This window comes from Rufibacter latericius (assembly GCF_003721515.1).
GTDB lineage: Bacteria > Bacteroidota > Bacteroidia > Cytophagales > Hymenobacteraceae > Nibribacter > Nibribacter latericius.
Window position 1 is genome coordinate 396,567 of the sequence record NZ_RJJD01000004.1, and the last position, 18,587, is coordinate 415,153.

An 18,587-nucleotide genomic window follows, 5' to 3' on the forward strand; every position below is an offset into this window, starting at 1 on the left:
AACTAAAAACTAAATCTTAATACTTCTTCATAAAATTTCCTAAATGACCTGCTGTTGTCTTTTGCAATTTCAGGTCTCATTGTTCTGGTTAATACCTTTCTATTATTCTTTGATTTTAAGTCTATTTTTCCTTTTAATTTTTCTCCTAACCATTTATCTGGATTAGGAATTTCTAAGTCTACATTTGAAAACGTTTCAATTATTTTAGTTTCATCAACTAAATCATTCATTTTCAAACCTTCGTAATCAGCGCAGAACCAGGTTTCATAAGTTTTATCAACTATAATTACAGTTATAGATTCAGGTAAAACTAAGCTTCCATTTTTCGTTTGAATTTCAATAAATCTATTGCATTTCTCTTGTATTAGTTCTTTAAGTTCAATACAATTATTAACCGTTCCTTGTCTTTGTGCTTCCCGGTAGTCTAGAGCTATAATTATTTTTTCTGGCTTAAACGATTTAATTGTTAATAATAATTCTTTCTCAACGTTTTTAATTATATTACCAATTCCTCTTGCATTATTAACTGGAAAATAGCAACTACCTATTATTTTGGAAATTATTGTTTGAACCGTATCATATTCAGAATGGCCTTCAACTATAAAAGCTAATTTACAAGACATAGGATTTATATTTTACTAGTTGGAACGCCTTTGAGTAGCCCTCTAGTCCAAAGTTCCCCAATCTCACCCATGTCTACTTCCATATTGTCAATTATTGAGTTAATAGTTAAATATTTAGTTCCAGATTCATCTCTTTCAGAAATTAAAAGCTCTTCCTTGTTTATAAGCTCTAACACTTGTTGAGAATGTGTAGTTAAAATAATTTGAATTTCTTTAGCCTCAATTGAATCTCGGAAATGAGAAATTAATTCACGCACTGCCCAGGGATGAAGGCCATGTTCAGGCTCTTCAATCATAATTGTTGAATTATCTGGGTGGGCTTCTATTGATAATAAAATTGCCAATGCTCTTAAAGTACCGTCTGATGCTTCCCATGACTCAACCTTTCGACCATTGAAAATTTCCTTAAAAACTAAATATTCTTTTCCAGCCCTTAAGCTTTTTGAGTTAACATCAGAAAAATAGGGAGAGATATTTGACATTGTCGTTAAGATTCTTTGCCATCCGCTTGCATTTTCACTTACAAAGTTTTTTACAACTGAAGGAATATTATCTCCCGTTAATGATACTTGTTTTTGGTCAGAAATTGATTGCTCCTGTCTAAGCTCATTAATTAGTAAATCATATCTCCCAAAAGAAATAAGTTCTTCTCTTAATTTCCTTAGGTGATTATTGAAACTAATTAAAGCTCTGTCTGATGTGATAATTAAGGATTCACTTTTCTTTTGCCCAGGTCTTATTGTATTTAATATATTTTTAAAAAGTTTTTCTATTCCCTTCTCTCCTAATACACTTCTTCGGTCTTTGTCAATAAAAGTTCCTAAACCTAGCCAAGCAACAAATAAATCTAGATTATTACTTTCTAAACTGAATCCAAGTTTATACTGTATTGTATCTCTACTATCTCTGAAAATCTTAATGGAAGAATTTGCTAGCTTTTCAATTTCTAAATCATCTAAAGCAAAATTCTTGGAGCTCTTTTCTAAATCATTTTCAATAAACTTAGATAGTAAAAGGAGGGAGTTTAATTCTAATGATTCTTTAGTGATTTTTATTTTATTTCGTGGCCTTTTGGTAAAACCCAACTCATATGTTACGCTAAGGCTTGGAAGGCCTAATTTAATCCAGCGTTTTGGAGGTTCTAAGTCAAAATTTATTTTAAAGTAAATTTCATTATTATTTAATGATTTATATTGTTTTGGGAGTATTTCATCAAATCCTCCTCTTTTATAAACAGATTCTTGTAATCCAACTTCAGCAACATCTGACAAAAAATCAATAGCTTTTACAAGGTTGCTTTTACCTGTAGAATTGGCACCTACGATTACTGTCAATGGTGAAAGGGGTATTTGTACAGATTGGATACTTCGAAAATTCCTAATTTCAATCTCCTTTATCATCTTGTATTATTTTAATAACTAAATTTAGCCCAACTTATTTATGAAATTAAAAAGCTTTAATATTATTTAAATCTTAAATCCAATCCCTCCAGATTTTCCTTAATCCGCTTCTCTAGCAATGCACCTTCCACAAAGTGTTGCAGCAACTTCTCCGTCAGCTTTTGCATCTTTTCTTCAAACGGAACGCCATCATCTTCCTCGGCTTCGGAGCCCACGTAGCGACCAGGCGAGAGCACGTAGTTGTTGGCGGCCACTTCGTCAAGCGTAGCGGCTTTGCAAAAGCCTTCTATATCTGCGTAGTTGCCGTCCAGGTTGCGCCATTGGTGGTAGGTGTCGGCAATGCGGGCCACGTCTGCGTCTTCAAACACGCGCAGGCGGCGGCTGGCCATAGTGCCCAGTTTGCGGGCGTCTATGAACAGGATTTCATTTTTGCGTTGGCGGTGTTCGCCGTCGCGGCCGTTACGGTTCTTGCTCAGAAGAAAGATGCAGGCGGGTATGCCGGTGGTCAGGAACAGCTTGTCGGGCATCTGCACAATGCAGTCTACCATGCCTTGGGTAATCATGTGTTCGCGCACGTTCTTTTCGCCGGCGCTTCCGGTGGTCATGGCGCCGTTGGCCATTACTACGCCCGCCGTTCCGCGGGCAGAGAGGTGGTGCCACAGCGTCTGGAACCACATGTAATTGGCGTTGCCAGGGGTGGTAAAGGTGTCTTTGGCCCCGAAGAGGCGCGGGTCGTTGTCGGGCAGCAGCTCGGGGTGCCAGTTAGAGATGTTGAACGGCGGGTTCATGAGGGCATAGTCGGCCGTCAGGCCCGGGAAGCGGTCGTGCAGCAGGGAGTCGCCCAGCTTCACGTCAAAGGAGAGGTTGCGCAGCAGCAGGTTCATCTTGCAGAGGCGCAGCGTGCCCTCGTAGCGCTCCTGCCCGTAAATGGAGATGTCGTTTTTGTCGCCGCCGTGCGCCTGCAAGAACTTGAGGCTCTGCACAAACATGCCGCCGCTGCCGCAGGCCAAATCCATGATGCGGCCCTTGAGCGGCTCCAGCATCTCTACCAGCAGGCGCACCACGCTGCCCGGCGTGAAGAACTGCCCCGCACCGGAGCCCTCGGCCATCGCGAACTTGCCGATGTAATATTCATACACGCGGCCGTAGATGTCGCTCTCGGGGTTGTTAATCTCAGAGAACTTCTCTTTGGAGAACAGGTTAATGAGCCCCGCCACCTGCGTAGGCGAGAGCTGGCTCTTCACGAAGATAGGCTCCAGCACGCCTTTGTAGTCGGGGTTGCGCTTGGCCAGCAGCTCGTCAATCAACACGAAAGCCTGGTCTACTTTCACCTTGATGTCGTCCTGCTCGGCGTTCTCGCGCAGGTAGTCCCAGGTAGCTTCCTTGGGCAGGCGGTAGGCGTTCTTGACCTGGTACTCCAGCTCGTCTTCCAGCACCTCGCTCTGCTGGTGGGCCTCTATGTTGTAGTATTCAGATTCGGGCTCCAGAAAGGAAAGCTGGATCTCCTGCTTGCGTATCTCAAAGCGCTCAGAGAGGTGCTTCACAAATAGGAGGGAAAGCACGTAGTCTTTGTACTGGTTTTCGGCTACGGCGCCGCGCAGCTCGTTGGCTACGTCCCAGAGTTCTTTCTCAAAATCTATATCGCCTTTGGCACTTGGTGCCGAGGTATTCTTCTTCGCCATAAGGAGGGGAGGAGATGGGGTTTATACGGAACCCGAAGATATTGAAATTTTAGAAGCTTTGAGGAGAGAATGGAAGAGAGGCCAAAAGGATTAAGTAAAAAATCCATACAAGCTTGAAAGCCATTTTGGATTCGTTTGATGCTTGGCTCCTGAAGTGCTTAAATGGTAAAGGAGAGCTGTAAGGAATTTTTTTCTTGAAGAGATAAGAGAGGTGAATCAGGTCTGAAAGCAACAAAATGTATGCAAATTGTATGCAAACAAAAAAGCCACTTACAAGTTTTATCTCGTAAGTGGCTGATTTTCAAGCTCCCCCTCTTGGGCTCGAACCAAGGACCCCATGATTAACAGTCATGTGCTCTAACCGACTGAGCTAAGGAGGAGTTTATCAATTCTGACCGTGTGACCTTGAATGATGATGCAAAAGTAGGGGCTATTCTGATTGTGTGCAAGTGTTACCAGATAAAAAATTTAGGTTTTCTGATAAGTGACTGAAAATGAAACCAAAAAATTCTGTTTCAGGGCTGTTTTTCTGAAAATAGCCCTGAAACAGCTTGCAAACTGCAATCAGGAAGTGTGGGTAACTTAGATCGCCTCAAATTGGCGCAGGAACCGGGCATCGTTCTCGGTGAACAGGCGCAGGTCTTTGATCTGGTACTTGAGCATGGTAATGCGCTCAATGCCCATCCCGAAGGCGAACCCTGAGAACTCTTTGGAGTCAATGCCGCAGTTTTCCAGTACCTGTGGGTCTACCATACCACTTCCGCCAATCTCTACCCAGCCGCTGTGCTTGCAGATGTTGCAGCCTTCGCCTTTACAGATAAGGCAAGTGATGTCAATCTCAGCGCTGGGCTCCGTAAACGGGAAGAACGACGGCCGGAACCGGATCTGGGTGTCTGGCCCGAATAGCTCCTGCACAAAGTAATAAAGTGTATCCTTCAGGTCCTTGAAACTTACGCCACGGTCAACGAACAAGCCTTCTACCTGGTGGAACACGCAATGCGCTCTCGCCGAGATGGCCTCGTTCCGGAACACGCGGCCCGGAGACAGCGTGCGGATAGGCGGTTTCTGGTGCTCCATCACGCGAACCTGCACGCTACTGGTGTGCGTGCGCAGCAGCATGTCGGGGTTTTTGCTTAGGAAGAACGTGTCCTGCATGTCACGGGCGGGGTGGTTCTCAGGGAAGTTCAACGCCGAGAAGTTGTGCCAATCGTCTTCCATCTCCGGGCCTTCGGATACGTTGAACCCGATGCGCTCGAAAATACGGATAATCTGTTCGCGTACGCGGGACAAAGGATGGCGGGTGCCCAACGTGTTAGGAACCGGCGGCAACGTGAAATCCAGACCAGACAGAGCATCGGGTGTGGCGTTCTGTTCCAGGGTTTCCTGAAGGGTGTCTATTTTCTGCTGGGCCAGTTGCTTGAGTTGGTTCAGTTCCTGTCCTACTTGTTTGCGCTGCTCAGGGGCAACGGTTTTCATCTCGTCAAACAGGGCGGCAATCTGGCCTTTGCGGCTCACATAGGTGTTCCGGAAAGATTCCAGTTGCTCTTTGTTCTCTATCGCATAGGCCTCTACCTCTTGGGTCAGCCGTTTTATGTTCTCCAATAGCATAGCGCAAAGATAAAGATTAATGGGGATTGTGTAAGGTTTTGTCCAGAAGAGCAGGTGCTAGCTACTGATGAATACGATTTAGGCCTGTTTTATGGAAATCGGCTCTAAAACAGATTGCAGGAAAGTAAATCATGCAGTCTTTCTTTTATATTAACTTAGTTTCTTTAAGACAATGGTTTGAGGCTTCATCCTCACGGCAGTTGCAAACTGCCGGTCATTTTGGGTAAGTCACAGACTTGAACAATGTGGGAGTTTGAGGATGCAACGCTATTATTAAGCATTGCTGTTTCCAGCCTTTCGGTTGAGCGCCTTGTCAGGTTCCGGTGCCGTGAGGCATTGCGACTGAAAGGAGCAAAGGAAGCTGGCGCAGCGCGAACCCGGAAGACGGGGCCTCGCGGCCGTGAGCGCTCGGAGGGAAACGATGCAACAAGAAAGCTCATAAACTCACGCAAACGGCGGTGCTACGCCAGCACAAACGGACTATGAGCCCACAAGGAAACTAATAGTAAACACCAACATCACGCCAACACTAACAGACCACGCATTCACAAAAGCATCGGTAAACAAACCTCCACATCTCCGTTTACCTACGCTCACCCGCCGTTCACCTACTTTCTGCCGGACTTAACCTAATTCCCGTTGTGGCGCGCACCGGTTCTGCCTAGTTTTGGAACATAAATCAAACAACGTTATGGAAAATCAGCACATAAAAAGAACAGATAGCTGCCAAAGCTGGGGACATCCCACCAGTCGGGGCGGCAGAGTGGCCGGCGGATTGGTGGTGGTGGGTATCGGGGTTTTGTTGCTGGCCAATCAATTGAACGCCATCTTCTTGCCGGGTTGGGTATTTTCCTGGAAAGTATTGCTGATCGTTATCGGGCTGATTTCCGGAATACGGCACTCTTTCAGAAACCCAGGGTGGATCTTTCCGGTGGTTATTGGCAGCGTGTTCCTCTTGGAAGACCTCATGCCAGGCCTCTCCCTCAAGCGGTTTATCTTTCCGGCGATCATCGTGGCGGTGGGGCTCTGGCTCATTTTCAAACCCCGGCATCCGTTTGAGAAAAACTTCAGAAACAGGCGGCCCTTCGGTTCTAGCTTCAGGTACCGTGAGCCCCAACCTTTGAACACAAATCCAAACGCAACCTCCAACACGGCCTCCAACAGCGATAATTTCCTAACGGCCACGGCCATCTTCGGAGGAATCACCAAAAACGTGATCACGAAGGACTTCAAGGGCGGCGATATTGTGACTTTCTGCGGCGGGGCCAAGTACAACCTTACCCACGCTGACATGCAGGGCGAAGTAGTCATTAACATCAACCAGGTTTTTGGGGGCATCAGCTTTGTGATTCCGCCGCACTGGAAAGTTCGTTCTGAGGTGGTGACGGTGTTTGGCGGCATCGATGATAAACGAGGCTTTGTTGAGGCGGCCCTGGATTCTGACAAAGTATTGGTACTCAAAGGGACCGTGTTCTTTGGCGGCATCGAAATCAGAAGCTATTAAGGCCTAAACAGCATCTGTTCAATTAAATGCGCACACTAACTCATCTGGTTCATGTCTTCTTTTAAGGTTATTCTGCTGTACCTGGGTTGGGCCTTGCTGTGGGCGGCGGTGCAAACCGTGGTGATTTACCAGGCCGGTTTTCCGGTAGAACTGGCCTGGAAAGACGCCTCCTTAAGCAGTGGTTTAGTGGTGGGCAGCGGCTACGTTATGTCTTTGGCGCTGCGCTTCTACCGGCCCGGCGGACGACAGGTGGTGTATTTAATGGGCTGGAGTTTGGGCGTGGCCATGATCAGTTTGGTGCTCTGGGATACTGGAGTAGAGCATTTGTTAGGCATGCAGACAGAATACCTGGCCTTTGTAGACAAAACCTTTTTTGTGCGACTCGCTTTTGCTTGGCTCATGATCCTGTTTATTGTGTTGCAGAACTGGCTCTGGTATTATGCCCGCGAAAAGCAGGAAGCCGAGGAACGCAAAACCGCCACTGAGAAACTGGCCCGCGAGGCCGAGTTGTTTAACCTACGGCAGCAGTTGCAACCGCACTTCCTGTTCAACAGCCTGAACTCCATCAGTGCGCTGGTGAAAACCAAGCCCGACCAGGCCAAGAAAATGGTGCAGCAGCTTTCTGATTTCCTGAGAGGAACGCTCAGGAAAGATGACCAGACCATGGTGCCGCTCTCTGATGAACTGCAGCACCTGCAGATTTACCTGGAGATTGAAAAAGTGCGTTTCGGGCACCGTTTGCAGACTCAGGTAAATTACCAGGAAGAGAGTTTGAAGCTGCAGTTGCCGTACCTGCTGCTGCAGCCCATCGTGGAAAACGCCATTAAGTTTGGCTTGTATGATACCATTGACGATATTTTAATCAAGATTACCGCTACCATGCAGGATTCCATGCTGGTCATCAGCACCCTGAATCCTTTTGACTCCGCGCTGCTGCAGCACAAGCAGGGCACCGGCTTTGGGCTGGATTCGGTGCGAAGGCGACTGTACCTCTTGTACGCCCGCACCGATCTACTCACAACCCATCAGCAAGACAACGTTTTCATCACCACCGTTAAAATCCCGCAGAAACCATGATCAAGTGCCTGGTAATTGATGACGAACCTTTGGCCCGCAGCATTGTCTGCGAATACCTGCAAAACTACCCCGACATGGAGATGGTGCAGGAGTGTAACAACGGGTTTGAGGGCGTGAAAGCCATCCTGCAGCACCAACCCGAGTTGGTGTTCCTGGACATCCAGATGCCCAAAATCAACGGCTTTGAGATGCTGGAACTGGTGGAGGCGGTGCCCAGCGTGATTTTCACCACCGCGTTTGATGAGTATGCCATCAAGGCCTTCGAGACCAACGCCGTAGATTACCTGCTCAAGCCTTTCACTCAGGAGCGTTTTGATGCCGCTTTGAAGAAATGGCGCCAAAAGCAGCAGAAACCGGTACCCGAAGTCGCAGTGAGAGTGCTGGAGGAAATCACCGCCAAGCAGCCCGAGGAGCAGGTGCGCATTGTGGTAAAGGTGAACAACGACATCCGGATCATTCCCGTGCACGACATCCAGTACCTGGAAGCTTACGATGATTATGTGAAGATCCACACGGCGTACGGCTGCTTTCTGAAGAAGAAGACCATGGGCTACTATGAGAAGACGCTGGAGAACGGCAAGTTTGTGCGGGTGCACCGCTCGTACATTCTGGCCCTGGACCAACTCACCCGCATAGAACCGCTGGAGAAAGAAACTCACGTGGCCCTGCTCCGCAACGGCACCCGCATTCCGCTTAGCAAAACCGGCTACCCTAAACTGAAAGCCGTTCTCGGGATATAGTTAATAGAAAAAATTTAGGCTAAAAACGAAAAAAATAAAACAGGCGGAATCAAAGGAGGAGCGGTACCACTTTCCTGGGTTTTCGGCCTGGTTTCTCTAAACCGAATCCAAAACAGGAAAATGCCTCCCAGGTAACGGCCCCTTATCTGCCTTATTACAGGGAGATTGTTTGAAAGCCACTCCTGGTAATCTCCTTATTTAGGATATCATTTTAACACTTCTTAGGCTGATGTGATTATTTGTATAGTTCAGATAGTCAGGGGTTTTTAGTGCCTTTTCTGTAGATGATGGAAACTTTGGAAACCAAAAATGTTTCCATAGGTTTAGGCCAGATTCACGGAAAAAGGATGGAAATCAAGGATAGAATACTACACGAAGCACTGGCCCTTTTCTTTCAGAAGGGAATAAAATCAGTGTCTATGGATGACGTGGCCTCCCGAATGGGGATGTCTAAAAAGACCATTTACAAGTGGTTCGATAACAAAGATGAAGTGGTGTTTGAGAGCATGCAGCAATACATTCAAAAGATGGAGGGTACTTGTTGCGAGGCCATCAATACTTCTTCAAATGCCATGGAAGCCATGTTTCAGATTGTGGAAATGGTACGGGGGCTCATGCGGCAGATGCACCCCAGTATCTTTTATGACTTGCAGAAATACCACCCCACTTCCTGGCGCCTTTGGCAGGAGCACAAGAACAATTTCTTTTTAAAACAGACTCAGGAACACATTCAACGAGGCATCAAAGAAAAGCTCTTCCGGCAAGACCTTGACGTGGAGATTCTGGCGCGCCTTAGGCTAGCCGAGGTAGAACTGGGCTTCGACTCAGAAACCTATCCTGCCACCCAATTTGACCTGCAGAAAGTACAGATCGCCTTGCTGGAGCACTTTATGCTGGGCTTGGCCACACTCAAAGGACATAAGTTGATCAACCATTATAAACAGATTATTGAAGAAGAATAAGGTATGAAAAAGCGCATCTCCGTCAGTTGGCTTTTGCTAGGCTGGCTGCTTACTTTACTCGCTCCAAGGCCCGTCATGGCACAGGAGCAGGCGTTTTCGCTGCAACAGGCCATTCAGTACGCGCTCCAGAACCGTCCTAACCTGAAGACGCTGCGCAACCAGGAACAGATTGACAAAGCCAAAGTGGGGGAGGTGCGGGCCATCGGGTTGCCGCAGGTGAACGCTGGCGTAGACATCAGCAACAACTTTATCCAGCAAAAATCCATTGTAGATTTCAGCGCGTTTGGCGGAGGCGGACAGTTAAACAACTTCACCATCACGCAACAGCAGCTCAACTCGGGGCAGGACATTGTGCTCACGCCCACCTATACCGTGCCCGAGGGAATGTCGGGGCCGCAGGCGATCACGTTCGTGCAGCCTTGGACCGGCGCCGCCGCTCTTTCGGCTTCCCAGTTGCTGTTTGACGGGTCGTACCTCATTGGCTTGCGGGCAGCCTCTACGTACACCCAACTTTCCAAAAAGAGCACGCAACAGGGCGAAATTGAAGTGGCCGAGCAGGTGAGCAAGGCGTATTACAGCGTGCTGGTGGCCGGAGAGCAGATCAAGTTGCTGGACCAGAACCTCGCCCGGCTGGACACCCTGCTGCGCCAAACCACCGTCATGAACACCAATGGCTTCGTGGAGAAGCTGGACGTGGACCGCCTTAAGGTAAGCTACAACAACCTCAAGATTGACCGCGACAAAGCCCAACGGTTGCTGGTGTTGGGCGAGCAGTTGCTCAAGTTTCAGATGGGTTTTCCGCAAACGCAGCCCATCCTGCTCACCGACCAACTAAATGAAAGCAGCCTGGCCAACGCCAAGCCCAGAATCAACTACAGCAGCTTTCAATACGCCAACCGCATTGAATACTCCATTCTGGAAACCCAGCGCGATCTGGCCCTTCTGCAACAGCGCAACATCAAATCGGGGTACTGGCCGCGGCTGTTGCTGAACGCCAACTACGGGTATAACGGCGTGGGGAACACAGCCGGGAAACTACTGGATGTAAAGGCGGGCGCCAACAATACCACTACCCGCAACTGGTTTGACTTTGGGGTGGTAGGCGTGAGTTTGCAGGTGCCCATCTTTGACGGCTTGCGCAAAAGTTACCAGGTGCAGCAATCCCGAATTCAGCTCGAAAACGTGAAACTTGGCTTTGAACAGCTGCAACAATCCATTGACCTCCAGCTACGCCAATCTGATGTGACGGTAGAGAACACCTTGAGCGTTTTGCAGGCCCAGCGTCAGAACCTGGAACTGGCCGAGGAGATTGCCCGGGTGTCGCGCATTAAGTACCAGGAGGGCGTGGGTTCCAACCTAGAAGTGATTACCGCCGAGACCGATCTGCGTGCAGCCCAGACTAGCTACTACAGTGCCCTCTATGACGCCTTGATTGCCCAGGTAGACGCCGATCGTGCCACGGGCGCCTTACTCCTGAAATAACCCTGACCCATGAACCTCTCATTTGTATCTTCTATGAAAATCTACCTTATCACCGGCTTTATATCCATGGCGCTACTAGCCTCTGGCTGCGGACAGGGCGAAAAAGACAAAGCGACCCAATTAGCCGAACTCAAAAAACAACAGGCCGAGCTGACCACCCAGATAACCCAACTGGAAACCGAATTGCAGAAAGAAGGCAAAGGCCCTGCGCCCAAAGTAGCGGCGGTTCCCGTCTCCGTGATGAGCGTGCAACCCGAGACTTTCCGCCATTACCTGGAAGTGCAGGGCCGCGTAGACTTCGACCAGAATGTGATGGTGAGCCCCAAAGTACCCGGCGTACTCACCAGCCTCCGCGTAGACCCCGGTAACCGCGTGAGCCGCGGACAGACCCTGGCTACCATTGACGCCGGCCCGCTGGACCAGCAGATTGCCGCCCTGCGCCCTAACCTTGATCTGGCCCGCACGGTGTACCAGAAGCAGAAAAACCTCTGGGATCAGAAAATCGGTACCGAAATCCAGTACCTGACCGCCAAAAACAATGTGGAAAGCCTGGAGCGCCAATTGGCCGCTATGCAGGCCGCCCGGGCGCAGTACATCGTGAAAGCGCCTATATCCGGCGAGGTGGACCAGGTGGTTCCAAAGTCCGGGGAAGCGGTAGCGCCTGGTATGGGCATCATTCGGTTAGTCAACGCCAGCAGCGGTAAGATTGTGGCGGAGGTGTCTGAGGCGTACGCTGCCAAAATCAAGAAAGGCGATGATGCGTTGGTGCTCTTCCCTGATCTGAACCAGGAGATCATGACCACGGTGCGCGTGGTGGGTAGTAACATCAATCCTACTAATCGGGCCTTTACGGTGGAACTGGGCGTGAAACCCTCGGAGCAGGGCAAAGTGAACCTGCGTCCTAACATGGTGGCCGTGGTTCGCATCCAGGATTATGCCAAAGAGAACGCCCTTACTCTTCCGCTGGACATTGTGCAGAAAGACGAGCAAGGCAACTTCGTGTACGTGGTGGAGCAGAAAGGCGGCCAGCGCTTGGCGGTGAAACGGAACATCACCACGGGTACCTCATACGGCGGCAAAGTGGAGGTTTTGACTGGTCTTAATGCCAATGACCAGGTAATTAGGGCCGGTGCGCAGAACCTGAACGAAGGTCAGCCGGTGAGTTTCTAAGGAGTTTTTCAAAAAGAGGCCCCAAAACGCACTTCCGCGATAATCGGGCTTCCCAACATCCAGCCAAATGGAACAATCTCATAACATAAAGGAATTCAAGCCCACCAGTTGGGCCATTGATAACCGCACCAGTATCTACTTCATCGTGCTCATTATCTCGCTGGCGGGTATTCTGGCCTACAACCGCCTGCAGAAAGAGAACTTCCCGGACATCGTGATTCCCACCATGATTGTGACCACGGTGTACCCCGGCACCTCGCCCTCAGACATGGAGAACCTGGTCACCCGGCCCATTGAGAAGCAGATCAAGTCGCTCAACGGGGTGAAACGGGTGACCTCTACTTCTATGCAGGACTTCGCGATGATCAACGTGGAGTTCAACACTGATGTGGAGGTGGAAGTGGGCAAGCAGCGGGTGAAAGACGCCGTGGACAAGGCCCAAACCGATCTGCCCACCGATTTGCCCCAGGCCCCTAACGTGCAGGAAATCAGCTTTTCTGAGATGCCCATTATGTACGTGAACCTCTCAGGAAATTTCAGCGCCGAGAAACTGAAGCAATTTGCCGAGGATTTGCAGGACCGCATCGAGACCTTGCCCGAGATCACCCGGGTAGACATTGTGGGCGCGCTTGAACAGGAAGTGCAAGTCAACATGGACATGTACAAGATGCAGGTAGCCGGCGTGACCTTTGGCGACGTAGAGCGGGCCATTTTCACCGAAAACATGACCATCTCGGGCGGTACCGTGCGCGTGGGCGACATGAAACGGGCCGTGCGCGTAGTAGGCCAGTACACCGATCCAGCCATTATTGGTGACATCGTGGTGAAGTCTCTGAACGGCGGTAACATCTATCTAAGAGACATCGCGCAGGTCACAGATACCTTTGAGGAGCGCGAGAGCTTCGCCCGCCTGGACAATCAACCGGTAATTACGCTCAATGTAGTGAAACGCAGCGGCGAGAACCTGATTGAGGCCTCAGACAAGATCAACGCCATTGTGGAGGAAGCGCACGGCACCACGCTGCCCGAGAGCCTGAAAATCACCATCACCGGTGACCAGTCCACCAGTACGCGCCACACCCTCAATGACCTCATCAATACCATCATCATCGGGTTTATTCTGGTGACGTTGATTCTGATGTTCTTCATGGGCACCACCAACGCTTTGTTCGTGGGGCTGTCGGTACCCATCTCCATGTTCATCGCCTTTCTGATCATGCCTATGATTGGGTTCTCGCTGAACATGATTGTGCTGTTCTCGTTCCTGCTGGCCTTGGGAATTGTGGTGGATGATGCCATTGTGGTGATTGAAAACACGCACCGCATCTTTCATGAAACCAACTGGAACATCGCCAAATCCGCGAAGATGGCGGCGGGTGAGGTGTTTCTGCCGGTGTTGGCGGGTACGCTTACCACGGTAGCGCCGTTTCTGCCTTTGGCGTTCTGGCCCGGTATTGTGGGTGAGTTCATGTTCTATCTGCCCATCACGCTTATTCTTACCCTCATGGCCTCGCTGGTGGTAGCCTTTATCATCAACCCGGTGTTTGCGGTGTCTTTTATGAAAAGAGGCCATCATCCGGAGAAAGAGAGAAAGAACTTCCGCCTAAGTATGCTCATCATGGGCGGTTTGGCCTTGCTGAGCTTTGCCTTCGGCTGGATAGGAATTGGCAGTCTAGTGGTGGTACTTATGGCTTTTGTGGCCTTGAACAAGTTCGTTTTCACCGGTTGGATCAACAAATTCCAGAGCCGGGTGCTGCCTGCTTTCATGTCCCGTTATGAGCGGCTATTGCGGTGGATGCTGGTGGGCCGACGGCCATACAAAGTAGTGGCGTTTGTAGTGGGTTTGCTTTTCCTCTCTTTTGTGGTAACCGCCCTCAGAGCGCCTAAAGTAGTGTTCTTCCCACAAGGCGATCCCAACTTCATCTACACCTACATCAGCATGCCCGTGGGTACGGATCAGTCGGTGACAGATTCTATTACCAAGGTGGTGGAACGGCGGGTGTTCAAGGTGGTAGGGGAGAAGAACCCCAACGTGGAATCTATTATTTCCAATGTGGCGGTAGGTGCTGGTGACCCGATGGCGGGAAGCCGTCAGGCCGAATCTAACAAAGGCCGGGTGACGGTAGCATTTGTGGAGTACCAGTACCGCGAACCAGGCGTGAGCACCGCTAAGTATCTGGACGATATCCGCGAAGCGGTAAAAAGAATACCAGGCGCCGAGATCACGGTGGAGCAGGAGCAGAACGGTCCGCCCGTGGGCAAGCCTATTGTGGTGGAAATTGCCGGCGAGGATTTTGCCGGGCTCATCCAGGTCTCCAAGAACGTGCAGCGCTACCTGGACTCGGCGCAGATTGGCGGCATAGAGGACCTGCGTACAGATTTAGAGGACAAGAACCCCGAGATCACAGTGGAAATTGACAGAGTACGTGCCAACCGCGAGGGCCTGAGTACCGCTCAGATTGGCTCTGAGCTCCGGACAGCTATTTTCGGGAAAGAGGCTTCCAAGTTTAAGCGCGATGAAGATGAATACCCCATCCAGATCAGATTAGCCGAGCAGTACCGCAAGAACATTGACCAGCTTATGGGTATGGTGCTCACCTTCAGAGATGCTTCGGGCATGGTACGCCAGGTGCCGGTCTCGGCGGTAGCCAGCATCAAGTATTCCACTACGTACGGGGGCATAAAGCGCAAGAACCTGAAGCGGGTGATTACCCTTTCTTCCAACGTGTTGGGTGGTTACAACCCCAATGAGGTGGTGGCCAACATCCAGACTGCCCTAGACCGTTTTCCGGCACCGGAAGGCTATGAGATCAGGATGGGTGGTGAGCAGGAAGACCAAAAAGAAACCATGGATTTCCTTTCCCTAGCCGGTATTGCCTCTATGGGGCTGATCTTCCTGGTCTTAGTGACGCAGTTTAACTCGGTTTCAAAATCGCTGATAATTTTATCAGAAGTTATCTTTTCTGTGATAGGGGTATTGCTGGGTTTCTCTGTCTTTAATATGGATATGTCCATCGTGATGACCGGGATTGGGATTATCGCGTTGGCGGGAATCGTGGTGAAGAACGGGATTCTACTGGTTGAATTCACAGATGTGTTGATGGGCGAAGGAATGGAACTGAAAGAAGCGATTGTGATGGCCGGTAAAACACGTTTGAGTCCGGTTGTACTTACTGCCACCGCCACCATTCTAGGCTTGATTCCATTGGCCATCGGGTTGAATTTCAACTTCTTTACGCTCTTCACGGAGTTTAACCCGCACTTCTTCCTTGGCGGCGAGAACGTGACTTTCTGGGGACCCCTGGCCTGGACCATCATTTTTGGCTTAAGCTTTGCTACGTTCCTTACCCTGTTGGTAGTGCCTATGATGTACCTGATCAATGAGAAAATCAAGAACCGGGTGCTTCCTAAACGCCGCAAGAAAGAGGCGGTACTGGTAGGCTGATTTGTTTGAATAAGGACCCTTTAATATTTTATCTATATGATTACTGCCCATACAACCCCCTCTGTTACCCGTCAAGTCGTACGAATTATCAGCAAGACCAGAGAGATAAAGCCATCCCGTCTCCGGGCCTCTGCCGACCTAAGCAAAGAACTTGGGTTTGACACCGTTGATGTGGTTTCCATTATCTGGGAACTGGAGAAAAACTTTAAGATCGTGATCCCAGATGAAGTGCCTCTGAATACCGTGGGTGATTTCGTGGACTACGTGTCTACGCACACCATGCGCCAGGCTAGCTAACCCCTTTATTTAATTGCTCATTTTTGACTTCGAAAGGCAGCGGGATTTTCCTTCTGCCTTTCTTTCTGTAATGGTAGGGCAGCGTTTTTTGGGTGTTTTCAGAAATTTGAAGGAAAAGTATTTTGTTCCAAGAAGCACAGTATCTTTCTGGTTGCATGGTTCAAGACTGTGACTTGGACCTAATATGATCTGAAGTTTGTAAATCAGTGAGGCGACAGCCTCAAAACGGCATCAGGAGCAGCTACTTCCGCCGTTGTTGGTGTTCTCACCAACGACCAGAATTGCCTCTCCGGTTTGCTATAAGCCTTTACCTTCCAATCTCGTCCTACCAAGCCTCAGAGCTGAAGTCGCGGTCTGCCCGCGTTTGTCACTTTTCTCCTTGATGAGAAAAGTAACCAAAAGAATCAAGAAGAAAAGAAACTCGCTGACGCCCAGACAGTCTTTTCTTCAGAAGTTGTGACACCCCGCTTCCGTCCTCTGTTGCATGGTGAGCGTGGGTTATAGCCACTTGTATTGTTCTTCCGTGCGGCAGGCCGTGCCTCGGCCTCACGTAGGCCTGCGTCCCGACCTGCCGCAGGGTTGGTGGTTTCGTTTTGCCAGGTGTTGTGTATTTCTTCGTCTTGTGGACCTTGCTTTTTTGACGTGTTTCAAGAGAGTTTTGGTGAAAGGAAGGCTAAAACAGAAAGGTAGGGTGAATCCTAGAAAGTTATAGAAAGGCGGTTTCTGCGTGAATTTAGACTTAATCTGTATTACGGTAAATGAGGGTTTGACAAGAACCAATCGGGGCTTTTATGGGTATATTTGAGTTAAGGCGCTTATGCAAAGCAGAGCCTAAATTATCAGAGATACTTGCCATGAAAGATTTATTGAGACTGCGTACCTCCCTTTCTGAAGAAATAGAGACGCTCTTGAACGAACAGATAAAAGTAGAAGCCCATTCGTCGGCCACGTATTTGGCCATGTCTTCCTGGTGCAACCGCCAGGGCTTTGACTACAGTGCCGATTATTTCATGAAGCAGAGCCATGAAGAGCGGGAGCATATGCTCAAACTCTTCAACTTCGTGGGTGATCTGGGCGGGCATGCCGTGTCGCCCGAGGTGGTGGGCATTCCGCAGGAGTTTGACTCGTTCCGCGATGTGTTTGAAAAGGCGCTGCAGCAGGAGATCTTCGTGACGCAGCAGTTCAATCGGCTCGCCGACCAGTGCATGAAGTCGCGCGATTACATGACCTTCCAATTTCTGCAGTGGTTCCTGAAAGAACAGGTAGAAGAGGAGTACGTCGCTCGTCGCGCCCTGGAACTGTTTGATGTGATTGGGGAGGAAGGCACCGGCCGCTGGGAAATTGACAAAAACGTGCGCAAAATTAAATACGATAATGACACTGCCGGCGAGTAACCTTCGATGAAGTGATTCGTAAAATAAGGTATAATTAAAGTAAAGAAAACCTCTCAGGCCCGTAAGTCTGAGAGGTTTTTTATTTGCCTAGTACCTGTTCCCGGAAAATCTGTAAGATTTGTCCTTCAGTCATGTCCTGGAGCCAGAGGTTCTGGGGTTGTATACTGAAGATGGGGCCGTGCTTACACCGGTCGGTGCAGTCGGTTTTAATGATCTCTACCTCGTCTTTGAGGCCCGCCATCTTGAGCTGGTCTCGCATGGTTTTCCTGATTTCCTTGCCGCCGTGTTTCTGGCATTTGCCGCTTCCGCAGGCGTAGATCACCTGGCGGGGAGTGTTGGGGTGTTTACTCATACATCTTGGAATGCTCTCTGCTCTGTTGTACGCATAGTCGCCATATTAGCTGCTTCACCGGCTTCGGGAAACTTAAAAGCCTCTGCCTTTTAGGGCTCGTTTCTGAAAAACGGCACCAAAATAGGCAGAGGCTTTTGAAAGGTTATTCTTCGTAGGGGCTGCGCTGGCGCTGTGATTTATAGAGTTGCCAGAGGTACAGTCCTATTCCAAAGGTCAGGAACCCGTAGATGGCGTAGGTGAGAACACCGCTGTTTTCTTTAGCCACAATGTCTTTGCCCAAGAAGAACTGGAGGTTTTTGCTTGGGGCAGTAAGGCCGTACAGCTTGCGCACGCCTCCGTTTTCGAGCAAATCTTCCTTGTTACTATATTCCACCCGCAGGCGATCGCCGGGTTTGATGGCGGCCCGGAAAGCGGCGGTATCAAAATTGGCTTCCTCGCGGCCGGTGAGTTCAAATCGTTCGGCAAACTCCTTGAGCCAAATGCCGTAGTCTCTTTCGCCCTCGGGGGTTTTCTTGAAAGAGTAATTGATAAAGGTTCCTTCTTTCACCACCAGTTCCTGCTCTGTCTTCACTTCCTGCGTCAGGCTTTTGAAGATCAGGAGACCTAACCCCACAATAATCAGGAGAATGGCGGGCATGAATTGCCCCGAGAGCGGAAGCGAGAAAGTAGGAACGCCTAAGGTGCGTCTACTGCGTATTGGCATAGTATGTTCAAATAAGATAAAGTCCTAAAAGTATTAAAACTATACCGGGAATAGAAGAGTTCGTTTCCTGCGCGGTTCTTTGAAAGGAAGCCGAAAACAGAAATTAATCCGGGGAATACCTCTTTGTCTGGTTTCTGTTTTCGGCGTT

General features: G+C 49.4%; 15 protein-coding genes and 1 tRNA gene. 9 read left to right on the forward strand and 7 right to left on the reverse strand.

What is annotated here, in order from left to right; translation table 11 throughout:
- Positions 1 to 2 precede the first annotated feature (2 nt).
- From EFB08_RS09500 to pheS, 5 genes are all read right to left on the reverse strand, one after another.
- Positions 3 to 623, reverse strand: a complete 621-nt coding sequence (locus EFB08_RS09500) for a DUF4276 family protein (protein WP_123126705.1) — start codon at positions 621 to 623, stop codon at positions 3 to 5.
- 5 nt (positions 624 to 628) lie between these two features.
- Entirely contained in the window at positions 629 to 2,023 is a 1,395-nt protein-coding gene (locus EFB08_RS09505; protein ID WP_123126706.1) for an AAA family ATPase, read from the reverse strand.
- Positions 2,024 to 2,085: 62 nt separating this feature from the next.
- Entirely contained in the window at positions 2,086 to 3,705 is a 1,620-nt protein-coding gene (locus EFB08_RS09510) for a type I restriction-modification system subunit M (RefSeq protein ID WP_123126707.1), read from the reverse strand.
- A gap of 306 nt (positions 3,706 to 4,011) precedes the next feature.
- Positions 4,012 to 4,085, reverse strand: a tRNA-Asn gene (locus EFB08_RS09515).
- 202 nt (positions 4,086 to 4,287) lie between these two features.
- On the reverse strand, positions 4,288 to 5,313 hold the full coding sequence (gene pheS / locus EFB08_RS09520; RefSeq protein ID WP_123126708.1) for a phenylalanine--tRNA ligase subunit alpha: 1,026 nt from the start codon (positions 5,311 to 5,313) through the stop codon (positions 4,288 to 4,290).
- Between the two features lie 691 nt (positions 5,314 to 6,004).
- Here pheS and EFB08_RS09525 point away from each other — a divergent pair.
- The 9 genes from EFB08_RS09525 to EFB08_RS09565 all read left to right on the forward strand — a co-directional run bounded on the left by EFB08_RS09525 (position 6,005) and on the right by EFB08_RS09565 (position 17,384).
- Positions 6,005 to 6,817, forward strand: a complete 813-nt coding sequence (locus EFB08_RS09525) for a LiaF transmembrane domain-containing protein (protein WP_123126709.1) — start codon at positions 6,005 to 6,007, stop codon at positions 6,815 to 6,817.
- Between the two features lie 51 nt (positions 6,818 to 6,868).
- Entirely contained in the window at positions 6,869 to 7,894 is a 1,026-nt protein-coding gene (locus tag EFB08_RS09530) for a sensor histidine kinase (RefSeq protein WP_123126710.1), read from the forward strand.
- Entirely contained in the window at positions 7,891 to 8,634 is a 744-nt protein-coding gene (locus tag EFB08_RS09535) for a LytR/AlgR family response regulator transcription factor (RefSeq protein WP_123126711.1), read from the forward strand. The genes EFB08_RS09530 and EFB08_RS09535 overlap by 4 nt, the downstream gene beginning before the upstream one ends.
- Before the next feature lie 347 nt (positions 8,635 to 8,981).
- A complete protein-coding gene (locus tag EFB08_RS09540) occupies positions 8,982 to 9,596 on the forward strand; it encodes a TetR/AcrR family transcriptional regulator (protein ID WP_123126749.1) in 615 nt (204 codons plus the stop codon).
- 3 nt (positions 9,597 to 9,599) lie between these two features.
- Entirely contained in the window at positions 9,600 to 11,078 is a 1,479-nt protein-coding gene (locus tag EFB08_RS09545; RefSeq protein ID WP_123126712.1) for a TolC family protein, read from the forward strand.
- 9 nt (positions 11,079 to 11,087) lie between these two features.
- Positions 11,088 to 12,248: an efflux RND transporter periplasmic adaptor subunit gene (locus tag EFB08_RS09550; RefSeq protein WP_227006278.1), complete on the forward strand. Its 1,161-nt coding sequence runs from the start codon at positions 11,088 to 11,090 to the stop codon at positions 12,246 to 12,248.
- A 67-nt stretch (positions 12,249 to 12,315) separates the two neighbouring features.
- Positions 12,316 to 15,693: an efflux RND transporter permease subunit gene (locus tag EFB08_RS09555; RefSeq protein WP_165864844.1), complete on the forward strand. Its 3,378-nt coding sequence runs from the start codon at positions 12,316 to 12,318 to the stop codon at positions 15,691 to 15,693.
- A gap of 36 nt (positions 15,694 to 15,729) precedes the next feature.
- Positions 15,730 to 15,990, forward strand: coding sequence for an acyl carrier protein (locus EFB08_RS09560; protein ID WP_123126714.1), 261 nt, complete (start codon positions 15,730 to 15,732; stop codon positions 15,988 to 15,990).
- Positions 15,991 to 16,844: 854 nt separating this feature from the next.
- Complete coding sequence (locus EFB08_RS09565; protein ID WP_123126715.1) at positions 16,845 to 17,384, forward strand: ferritin; 540 nt, start codon at positions 16,845 to 16,847, stop codon at positions 17,382 to 17,384.
- 79 nt (positions 17,385 to 17,463) lie between these two features.
- Here EFB08_RS09565 and EFB08_RS09570 read toward each other — a convergent pair whose 3' ends face one another.
- Positions 17,464 to 17,736 (reverse strand): (2Fe-2S) ferredoxin domain-containing protein, encoded by a 273-nt coding sequence (locus EFB08_RS09570; protein ID WP_123126716.1) that lies wholly within the window; start codon positions 17,734 to 17,736, stop codon positions 17,464 to 17,466.
- Positions 17,737 to 17,878: 142 nt separating this feature from the next.
- Positions 17,879 to 18,439, reverse strand: coding sequence for a hypothetical protein (locus EFB08_RS09575; RefSeq protein WP_123126717.1), 561 nt, complete (start codon positions 18,437 to 18,439; stop codon positions 17,879 to 17,881).
- Positions 18,440 to 18,587 lie beyond the last annotated feature (148 nt).

Coding starts and splice junctions, on each gene's coding strand:
- EFB08_RS09500 (WP_123126705.1), bottom strand. CDS start 623: ATGTCTTGTAAATTAGCTTTTATAGTTGAAGGCCATTCTGAATATGAT.
- EFB08_RS09505 (WP_123126706.1), bottom strand. CDS start 2,023: ATGATAAAGGAGATTGAAATTAGGAATTTTCGAAGTATCCAATCTGTA.
- EFB08_RS09510 (WP_123126707.1), bottom strand. CDS start 3,705: ATGGCGAAGAAGAATACCTCGGCACCAAGTGCCAAAGGCGATATAGAT.
- pheS (WP_123126708.1), bottom strand. CDS start 5,313: ATGCTATTGGAGAACATAAAACGGCTGACCCAAGAGGTAGAGGCCTAT.
- EFB08_RS09525 (WP_123126709.1), top strand. CDS start 6,005: ATGGAAAATCAGCACATAAAAAGAACAGATAGCTGCCAAAGCTGGGGA.
- EFB08_RS09530 (WP_123126710.1), top strand. CDS start 6,869: ATGTCTTCTTTTAAGGTTATTCTGCTGTACCTGGGTTGGGCCTTGCTG.
- EFB08_RS09535 (WP_123126711.1), top strand. CDS start 7,891: ATGATCAAGTGCCTGGTAATTGATGACGAACCTTTGGCCCGCAGCATT.
- EFB08_RS09540 (WP_123126749.1), top strand. CDS start 8,982: ATGGAAATCAAGGATAGAATACTACACGAAGCACTGGCCCTTTTCTTT.
- EFB08_RS09545 (WP_123126712.1), top strand. CDS start 9,600: ATGAAAAAGCGCATCTCCGTCAGTTGGCTTTTGCTAGGCTGGCTGCTT.
- EFB08_RS09550 (WP_227006278.1), top strand. CDS start 11,088: ATGAACCTCTCATTTGTATCTTCTATGAAAATCTACCTTATCACCGGC.
- EFB08_RS09555 (WP_165864844.1), top strand. CDS start 12,316: ATGGAACAATCTCATAACATAAAGGAATTCAAGCCCACCAGTTGGGCC.
- EFB08_RS09560 (WP_123126714.1), top strand. CDS start 15,730: ATGATTACTGCCCATACAACCCCCTCTGTTACCCGTCAAGTCGTACGA.
- EFB08_RS09565 (WP_123126715.1), top strand. CDS start 16,845: ATGAAAGATTTATTGAGACTGCGTACCTCCCTTTCTGAAGAAATAGAG.
- EFB08_RS09570 (WP_123126716.1), bottom strand. CDS start 17,736: ATGAGTAAACACCCCAACACTCCCCGCCAGGTGATCTACGCCTGCGGA.
- EFB08_RS09575 (WP_123126717.1), bottom strand. CDS start 18,439: ATGCCAATACGCAGTAGACGCACCTTAGGCGTTCCTACTTTCTCGCTT.